Origin of the sequence: Collinsella sp. CLA-AA-H167 (assembly GCF_040095305.1) — a bacterium.
Classification (GTDB): Bacteria; Actinomycetota; Coriobacteriia; order Coriobacteriales; family Coriobacteriaceae; genus Collinsella.
Genome location: NZ_JBBNGA010000021.1, coordinates 1 through 8,093, shown reverse-complemented (window position 1 = coordinate 8,093; position 8,093 = coordinate 1). Strand labels below are relative to the sequence as shown.

The 8,093-nt window shown below is 61.5% G+C and carries 7 protein-coding genes and 1 tRNA gene; 1 reads left to right on the top strand and 7 read right to left on the bottom strand.

Annotated elements, in window-relative coordinates; translation table 11 throughout:
- Positions 1 to 140: 140 nt before the first annotated feature.
- The 7 genes from dtd to asnB form a co-directional block, all read right to left on the bottom strand.
- Positions 141 to 587: a D-aminoacyl-tRNA deacylase gene (gene dtd, locus AAAT03_RS09780; RefSeq protein WP_089572532.1), complete on the bottom strand. Its 447-nt coding sequence runs from the start codon at positions 585 to 587 to the stop codon at positions 141 to 143.
- Between the two features lie 3 nt (positions 588 to 590).
- Entirely contained in the window at positions 591 to 1,232 is a 642-nt protein-coding gene (gene rdgB, locus AAAT03_RS09775; RefSeq protein WP_022094898.1) for an RdgB/HAM1 family non-canonical purine NTP pyrophosphatase, read from the bottom strand.
- Positions 1,233 to 1,375: 143 nt separating this feature from the next.
- A complete protein-coding gene (rph, locus tag AAAT03_RS09770; protein WP_117774376.1) occupies positions 1,376 to 2,101 on the bottom strand; it encodes a ribonuclease PH in 726 nt (241 codons plus the stop codon).
- Positions 2,102 to 2,155: 54 nt separating this feature from the next.
- Complete coding sequence (gene murI, locus AAAT03_RS09765) at positions 2,156 to 3,040, bottom strand: glutamate racemase (protein ID WP_117774377.1); 885 nt, start codon at positions 3,038 to 3,040, stop codon at positions 2,156 to 2,158.
- 51 nt (positions 3,041 to 3,091) lie between these two features.
- A complete protein-coding gene (locus AAAT03_RS09760; protein ID WP_349103222.1) occupies positions 3,092 to 4,003 on the bottom strand; it encodes an HAD-IIB family hydrolase in 912 nt (303 codons plus the stop codon).
- Positions 4,004 to 4,110: 107 nt separating this feature from the next.
- Complete coding sequence (locus tag AAAT03_RS09755; RefSeq protein ID WP_195544850.1) at positions 4,111 to 5,673, bottom strand: UDP-N-acetylmuramoyl-L-alanyl-D-glutamate--2,6-diaminopimelate ligase; 1,563 nt, start codon at positions 5,671 to 5,673, stop codon at positions 4,111 to 4,113.
- A gap of 111 nt (positions 5,674 to 5,784) precedes the next feature.
- The gene (gene asnB / locus AAAT03_RS09750) at positions 5,785 to 7,665 is read right to left on the bottom strand and encodes an asparagine synthase (glutamine-hydrolyzing) (protein ID WP_117745773.1); all 1,881 of its coding nucleotides are present in this window, start codon (positions 7,663 to 7,665) and stop codon (positions 5,785 to 5,787) included.
- A 187-nt stretch (positions 7,666 to 7,852) separates the two neighbouring features.
- On the opposite strand from asnB, the gene AAAT03_RS09745 reads away from it, so the two are divergent.
- Positions 7,853 to 7,928: transfer RNA gene (locus AAAT03_RS09745), tRNA-Val, on the top strand.
- The last annotated feature ends 165 nt before the right edge of the window (positions 7,929 to 8,093 follow it).

The following is an 8,093-nucleotide window of genomic DNA, read 5'->3' as shown; positions in this document are numbered from 1 at the left end:
GCCTCCATAGCCTCTCCACCTGCGGAAACGAGGCGATAGCCAGGTGCCGGGGGCTATTTCCGCGTTGCGCTAGCTGCGGAAACGCGGGGTCCGTTCAGACTGTTGCGTTGAGATTGAAAATCAACCGCTAATTTGGCTACTTACAGATTGTCGGTATCGAGGACGATGGTGAATGGGCCGTCGTTGACGAGGTCGACTTTCATATCGGCGCCAAAGATGCCATGCGCCACGTGTTCGACATCTTGACGAACGAGCGTCAGGAAGTACTCGTAGAGCTCGTTGGCGACATCGGGGGCGCCGGCATCCGTAAACGATGGGCGGCGGCCGTGACGGCAATCGGCGAACAGCGTGAACTGCGACACTACGAGAACCTCGCCGTCGACATCGGCAAGTGCCAGGTTGGTCTTGCCGTTCTCGTCCTCGTTAATGCGCAAGCCGCGGAGCTTGCCCCACAGCTTATCGGCCTCGGCGCGCGTGTCGCCGTGGCCCACGCCCAGCAGCACCAGATAGCCGCGCCCAATTTTGCCCACGCACTCGCCGTCGACCGTCACGCCGGCGTTGAGTACGCGCTGCACCACCGCACGCACGGCCTACTCCTCGCCCGTCAGTTTGGCGGACAGATGCTCGAGCGCGTGGAAACGATGGCTGATGGCGTTCTTCTCGTCCGCCGTCAGCTCGGCCATGGTCTTGCCCGGCGTGTCGACCGGCAGGAACAGCGGGTCATAGCCAAAGCCGTGATCGCCGCGGCCCTCGTGTGCGATAACGCCCTCGCAGGCGCCCTCGCCATAGGTGACCAGACCATCCGTGTCGATAAGCGCAACGACGCTCATAAAGCGCGCGGTGCGGTCCTCGTCCGCCACGCCTTCCAGGTTAACGAGAAGCTTGGCGTTGTTGGCGGCATCGTCTCCGTGCACGCCCGCATAGCGCGCGCTATACACGCCCGGCTCGCCGTCAAGCGCGTCGACGACCAAGCCAGAATCGTCGGCGATGGCCATGAGCCCCGTCTCTTCGACGGCAGCCTGCGCCTTGATGATGGCGTTCTCCAAAAACGTCGTGCCGTTTTCCTCGGGGTCCTCAAAATCGCCCAGCTGGCCGAGCGCCACAAAGCGAACCTCGGGCATGACCTTGCCTAAAATGGCCTCGATCTCGGTGAGCTTATGGGCGTTGCCCGTTGCCACGACAATGGTCGCCGCCGGGTCGAGGGTGTCGATGTCGATCTTCTCAAGTGCCATGAGTGGTCTCCTTGTCTCTATAGCAATGCCGCGCCGAGGGCGACGAGGGCCTCCGCCTCTCCCCTCTCAATCAACGGCAGTCTTATACTTCGACGTTTTCCCAGATAAAACCTGCCAAAATAAACCTGTCCCTTTTTGGCAGGTTAGGCGATGGCTTGGCGCTGAAGCTCGATGAGCTCGGCGATGCCTTTGTCGCCCAGGTCGAGCAGGGCGTTGAGGCGCTTACGGTCAAAGGGCGCCTGCTCGCCAGTGCCCTGGAGCTCGATCATCTCACCGGTGTCGGTGGCGACGAGGTTCATGTCGACTTCGGCATGGCTGTCCTCGGAATAATCGAGGTCAAGCAGCGTATTGCCGTCGACAACGCCCATGGAGATTGCAGCCACCTGGCCGGTAAGCGGGATGCGCTCGATCTTGCCCGCCTCGACCCACATGGCGAGGGCGTCGTGCAGCGCCACCCAGGCGCCGGTGATGCTCGCTGTACGCGTGCCGCCATCGGCCTGAATCACATCGCAGTCGACGGTGACGGTGTACTCGCCGAGCGCCTTCATGTTGACGACGGTACGCAGGCTGCGGCCAATGAGGCGCTCGATCTCCATGGAGCGACCCTTGCGGTTGGCGTGCTCGCGCTTGCAGCGCTTGCCGGTCGACGCCGGCAGCATGGCGTATTCCGCGGTCACCCAGCCGACCTTAGCTCCCTTTCGCCAGCCCGGCACGCCCTCCTCGATTGTGGCGGCGCACAACACGCGCGTGTCACCGAACTCGGCAAAACACGAGCCGTGGGCGTGCTTCATGACGCCACGGGTGAGCTTAACGGGGCGCAACTCGTTGGCGGCGCGACCGTTGGCGCGGTTGACCTGCATGTACTCCATAGAAAAATCCTTTCGGCAAAAGGTGTGGCGAAGGCTCTGACGGCGGCCTTACATCTATTTCAGCTCATCGATATCGATATGCTCAATGCTCTTGAGCGGCTGACCAAAGATAAAGCTGCCCGCCACCGCAAACTCGGCAATGTTATCGGCCGTCGTGGCAAAACGATGCTGCGGCTCGGCGGCGACGCCCGCCAGCTGCTCGCGGCGCGTGAGGATATCGGTCAGCTCGCGCGTGGTCTCCTCGGCGGAACTCACGACGCGTACCCCAGGCCCCAGCGCATGGCGGATAGGTCCCACCAACAGCGGAAAATGCGTACAGCCGAGCACCACGGTATCGATACCGTGGTCGCGCAGTGGCTCAACCGTGGCACCCACCAGCGCACGCACGGCAGGCGTATCGAAGATGTCCTCGTTCTCAAGCCACTGCTCTTGCAGATGCGCACCCGAGGCGAGCTCGTGTTCGACAACCTCGACAAAGCTCGAGGCGGGGCAGCCGTATACGTCGACGCCGGCATCTAGGTCCTGAATGGCGCGCGTGTAAGCGCCCGAGCGAATGGTGAGGTTGGTGGCGAGCACGCCCACGCGACGCGTGCGGGTGCTGTTGATTGCCGCACGGGCACCCGGCGCGATCACGCCGATCACGGGAACGTCGAGCACCTGCTGGGCCAGACGCAAGGCCGCAGCTGTCGCCGTGTTGCAGGCGATGACCATAATCTTGACGTCGTGCTTCGACAGCCAACGGCCCGCCTGCAACGCAAACGAGCGCACCTCATCCTCGGTGCGCGTGCCGTAGGGGCAGCGTTTGGTGTCGCCGAAGTAGTAGACGGACTCGCGCGGCAGCACCGTCGCGATGGCGCGCGCAACCGTCAGACCGCCCAAACCAGAATCGAACACGCCAATCGGGCGCGTGTCGCCTGTCGGATTCTCGATATCGGACATTACCTCACCAGTCTCTCTCGAAAAGACATGTCCAAGTGCGGCGACGCCGCGCTACGAACGCGCCGCGACCAGCAGCTCTGCCGTCGCCGCCCAACCATCGACAATTATGCCGCGCGTAACGAAAGCGTTCTCGCAAGCAGCCAGGAACTCGGGCGCGCCGGCGCTCGTCAGGCCATTCTCGACCAGGCAGAACGTGCCCACGTGATCGGCCATGTAGAAGTCGGACTCGGAATCGCCGAGCGCGAGCGTCTCCTCGCGCTCGATCCCCAGGTGCTCGCAGAAGCGCGCAATGGCGACGCCTTTGTTGAGGCCCGCGGGGTTGATGTTGAATGCGCGACCGTCCTCGACGCGATCGAGCTCGAGCGTCGTCGGCTTGGACAGATGCGTCAGGTGACCGTTACAGGCCCACACCAGGCCACAGCCGGCCTCGTCGAGAATGGCCTGCGCCTCGTCATCGGGGATGTCGCCGCGCATGCCGACGGTAACCTCGCGGTACTTGTAGCCGGTCGACATGTCGTTGTGATACTCGATCTTGTGCGGCCAGCGGGCGAGGATCTTCTCGCACACGCCAGTCTGCTCGATCACCTGGTGCGGCGTGAGACCGCAAGATGGGTCGTAGGGCATATCGCCGGTCAGATACTCCCAATCGTTGGCCTTGAGATCGTACATGACCAGGCCACCCATCTCACCAATGTAGGAGTTGAGGCCGAGCACGCGCGCATCCTCGTGGATCATGGTACGGTTGCGGCCCGAGGTGGGAACCACCTGAATACCAGCGCGGGCAAGTGCCACGACGGCCTCGACGAGTTTGGTCGAGGGGTTGCCGTCGTTGTCGCGCAGCACGCACGAGCCGGGTGCGAGCATCGTGGCATCCAGGTCGGTAAAGACGTACTTGACCTTGGCCAAGCGCTCGCGCATCTCGCCCGAAAGCTCGGCGACGGTCGGCAGGGTGTTGTGGGACATGGTTACTCCGTTTACGTAGAAGGGTTTGGGCTTAGACGGCATGTTTTGATTGAGGGAACACGTTTATGGCGACAGCGCACTCAGGGCGCCTTCGCCATCATGGTTCATTAGTCAAACTGGGTAACATCGATCAGGCGATTGGCCAACGAAAGGTCGCTCTCGATGGGCACGAACTCGTCACCCACGTGCATGAGCTCCTCGTCACCCTTTGCCAGCAGCAAGACAATGGTGGGAGCATCGGGGTTGACGTACTCCTCGCGCGCCGCCTTGAACGCCGCGTGCACAGCGGCTTCGCGATCGAGGATGATCTTGTTCGGCGTATCGTCGGGAACGTGTTCGGCAAGCTCGCGACAGACCTTCATCGGGTCCTCGTGAGCCGGGTCCTCGTTGGCAAAAATCATCAGGTCGGAATATGGTGCGGCCTCGCGTGGCAATTGCTCGCGGCGCTCCTGCGCCTTGCCGCCGGCGGCGCCAAACAGCGCAATGACGGGGCTAGCGGGAAACGCGCGCTTGACCGACGAGAAAAGCGAACGGAACGAAAGCTGGTTGTGCGCATAGTCAACGACGCAGATCACGCGGCCGTCCTTCGACTCCACGACCTCCATGCGGCCCGGCACACGCAGTTTGGAGAGGCCCTTCTTGATAGCCTCGATACCGATGCCGATCTCGCGCGCAGCGGCGATAGCGACCAGCGCGTTTTCCACGTTAAAGTCGCCCGCGATACCCAGCAGGACCTTCTCCCCCGCCTCGGGCTCGTCGGCGCTCATGCCGTGCAAGTTGAACTCGATGTTAAAGCCGAGCATGCGGACATCGCTCGCCCACAGGCTTGCCTCGGGATGCTCGACGCCAACGGTCACCAAGCGCTCGGCCGTCGACGCTGCCTCTAGCACACGGTCAACCTCATCGGTGCCCAGATTCACCACGGCGGTCTTTGCCTGGTCAAAGATCCTAAGCTTGCTCTCAAAATAATCCTCAAACGTGGGGTGTTCGATCGGCGAGATGTGGTCGCGGCCGATGTTGAGGAAGCACGCCACGTCAAACGGCAGATTCTCGACGCGTTGGTACTTGAGCGCCTGGCTCGAGACCTCCATGACCATGGACTGGCGACCGGACGTGCGGCAGTTGGCGATATGGCGCCAAACCTCGGGGGCCTCGGGCGTGGTGTTGGTGCTCTCGTAGCACTCGATACCATCGTCGGTACTCACCGAGCCGATCATGCCGCAGGACTCGCCCGCCGCCTTGATGATGGACTGGAGCATAAAAGCGGCCGTGGTCTTTCCCTTGGTGCCGGTGATGCCCACGATCTTGACGTCGTGGTCGGGACGGTCGTAGACCTCCGGCGGCAACAGGGCCATGGCCGTGCGAACACTATCAACAACCAGCATCGCAGCACCGCTCTCCTGCGCCAGCGGCTCCAGAGACTCGACCAGCGACTCCTCGCACACAAATGCGACGGCGCCCGCATCGAGCGCCATGCTCAAAAACGCGGGCTTAAAGGCAGCACCTTTGCAAAAGAATACGTCACCTGCCGAGACCGCGCGCGAATCAAACGAGCAGCCGGTCACGGCGCGCTCGTCAACCTGCTCTGATGCGCGCAGCTCGCCGCACACATCGAGAAGCTTGGCAAGCGTATCGACCGTGGTCACGGTCGCGGAATCCGAATGGTGCATCTTTCACCTTTCTCAGCCATTTGGCAGGGACGGTTTTATAGTAACTGAAACGCACCCACGCAAAAACGGCTCCCGGAGGAGCCGTTACGCGCAGGCGTTCGTAAGCCGAGGCTAGGCAGCCTGAACAGCGGGCTGGTCCTCGTCGATAAAGAAGCGCTTGTACCACACTAGGAACACGAGCGGCGTATAGATCTTGCGCTGGAAATCGCCCTTGCCCGCAAAGTGCAGATCGAGCAGGTGCATGAGCTCGTCGGTATTGAAGAACTCGCTTGCCCACGGCGCGGTGAAGTACTCCTTGACATAGTCGTACCACTTTTGCTCGCGCAGCCAGTAGACAATCGGCACCGGGAAGCCCACCTTGGGACGGGTGGCCCACTCATCGGGCAGCGACTTGTTGGCAGCGTGGCGGAGTACCTGCTTGTTGCCGTTCTCGTTGATGCGGTAGCGATCGGGAATGTGCTCGGCGAACTCCATGACTTTGCGGTCCAGGAAGGGCACGCGCAGCTCCAGCGAGTGCGCCATGCACATCTTGTCGGCCTTGAGCAGAATGTCGCCCGGGAGCCACATGTTCATGTCCAGGTACTGCTTCTTGACCAGTTCGGGCTGACCCTTCACGCGTGCGTAGATGGGTGCAGCGAGCTCAAAGGCGCCATCGCCGGTGTTGTACTCGGGCTTGAGCACGCCGTCGACCTCGCGCTCCGGCCATACCAGAGCCTGTCCCAGGAACGACTTCTCGGGGATCTCGGCACCCTTGACCAGGAAGTTATGTCCCTTGAAGTACGGCATATGCAGCGCCAGGTTACCGAGCGCGCGACGGATGGGCAGCGGCACCATCTTTTTGTACTTGCGCACCGGAACCGTGTCCTCGTAGTAGGCGTAGCCGCCAAAGAGCTCGTCGGCGCCTTCGCCCGAAAGCACGACGGTAACGTCCTTGCGGGCCATCTCGGCCAAGAACCACAGCGGCACGGAAGACAGGTTGGACTGCGGCTCGTCCATGTGATACTGGATGTCCTCGAGCGCACCGAAGAACTCGTCGGCGGTAATCATCTTGCGAACGTTCTCGACGCCGAGCTTATCGGAAAGTTCCTTGGCGTAGTTGGTCTCGTTGAAGTTCTTGTAGTCAAAGCCCACCGAGAAGGTCTTGTCGGGCATGAGGCAAGCGGCGATGTAGCTGGAGTCGACGCCACCGGAGAGGAACGACGCGACCTTGACGTCGGCGATGCGATGGGCCTCGACACTCTCGTGCACGACCTCGTCCAGCTCATCGACATACTCTTCGAACGGCTTCTCGACGGCAGAGTAATCGCAATCCCAGTAGCGCTCGATGTTCATCTTGCCGGTCGGGATATCGACGGTAAAGTAGTGCGCCGGCGGCAGCTTGTAGACACCCTCGAAGAAGGTCTCCTCAGTCGCCGAATACTGCAGCGTCATGTACGGACGCAGAGCCTTTTTGTTGACCGCCTTGTGGAAGTGCGGGTAGTCCAGGAAGCTCTTGATCTCGGAACCAAAGAGCACGCCCGGAGCGCCGTCGCCCGCATCGGCCATGGGATAGTAGTAGAGCGGCTTGATGCCAAAGATGTCGCGGGCGCCAAAAAGCTTGTTCTTCTTTTTGTCCCAGATGACGAAGGCGTACATACCGCGCAGACGATCGAGTACGGCCTCGCCCCACTCCTCGTAGCCGTGCAGGAGGCTCTCGGTGTCGGCGCCGCAGTGGAACTTGTAGCCCTTGGCCTCGAGCTCGGAACGGAGTTCTTGGAAGTTGTAGATCTCGCCGTTGAAGACAATGACGACGCTGCCGTCCTCATTGGCCATGGGCTGAGCGCCGGCCTCGGTCAGGTCGAGGATCGACAGGCGGCGGAAGCCCAGGGCAACGCGGCCGTCGATAAACTGACCGCCCATGTCGGGACCGCGATGGACGATGCGGTCCATCATCTTGGTGAGCACCTCGGATTGGTTATCCGTCCCACCGACAAAACCGACAAAACCGCACATATACTATCCCCTCTGCTGTTGCTGGGCATCAAATCGAATCAGTAGCTTTTGAGTATACCCGAGGGCGTAAAGAGGGGCGGAATGTTCAGGCAATCTCAACTGAATCAGCTCCGCTGTGACACGCGCCGGTTACCTTTAATGGATATGAGGTGAATGGGGCGATTGTTTTGCTATACTCTCTCCGCACGGGCGATTGGCGCAACGGTTAGCGCAGGTGCTTTACACGCACAAGGCTGGGGGTTCGAATCCCTCATCGCCCACCATTGAATTGGAAACGGTCCTCGCAAGGGGACCGTTTTTGTTTGGGCCCAGCGCATGGGATTCGAACCCGAAAGGGTGCGGAGCTGAGGAAACGCGAAGCGTTTTCCAGCGCAGCACGCGAGGGCCGTAGGCCCGAAGCGAAAGCGGGCGGCGTCAGCCGCACGCGA

Excerpts from the sequence above, each read along its gene's own strand:
- rdgB (WP_022094898.1), bottom strand. The coding sequence starts at position 1,232 with ATGGCACTTGAGAAGATCGACATCGACACCCTCGACCCGGCGGCGACC.
- rph (WP_117774376.1), bottom strand. The coding sequence starts at position 2,101 with ATGGAGTACATGCAGGTCAACCGCGCCAACGGTCGCGCCGCCAACGAG.
- asnB (WP_117745773.1), bottom strand. The coding sequence starts at position 7,665 with ATGTGCGGTTTTGTCGGTTTTGTCGGTGGGACGGATAACCAATCCGAG.
- AAAT03_RS09755 (WP_195544850.1), bottom strand. The coding sequence starts at position 5,673 with ATGCACCATTCGGATTCCGCGACCGTGACCACGGTCGATACGCTTGCC.
- AAAT03_RS09760 (WP_349103222.1), bottom strand. The coding sequence starts at position 4,003 with ATGTCCCACAACACCCTGCCGACCGTCGCCGAGCTTTCGGGCGAGATG.
- murI (WP_117774377.1), bottom strand. The coding sequence starts at position 3,040 with ATGTCCGATATCGAGAATCCGACAGGCGACACGCGCCCGATTGGCGTG.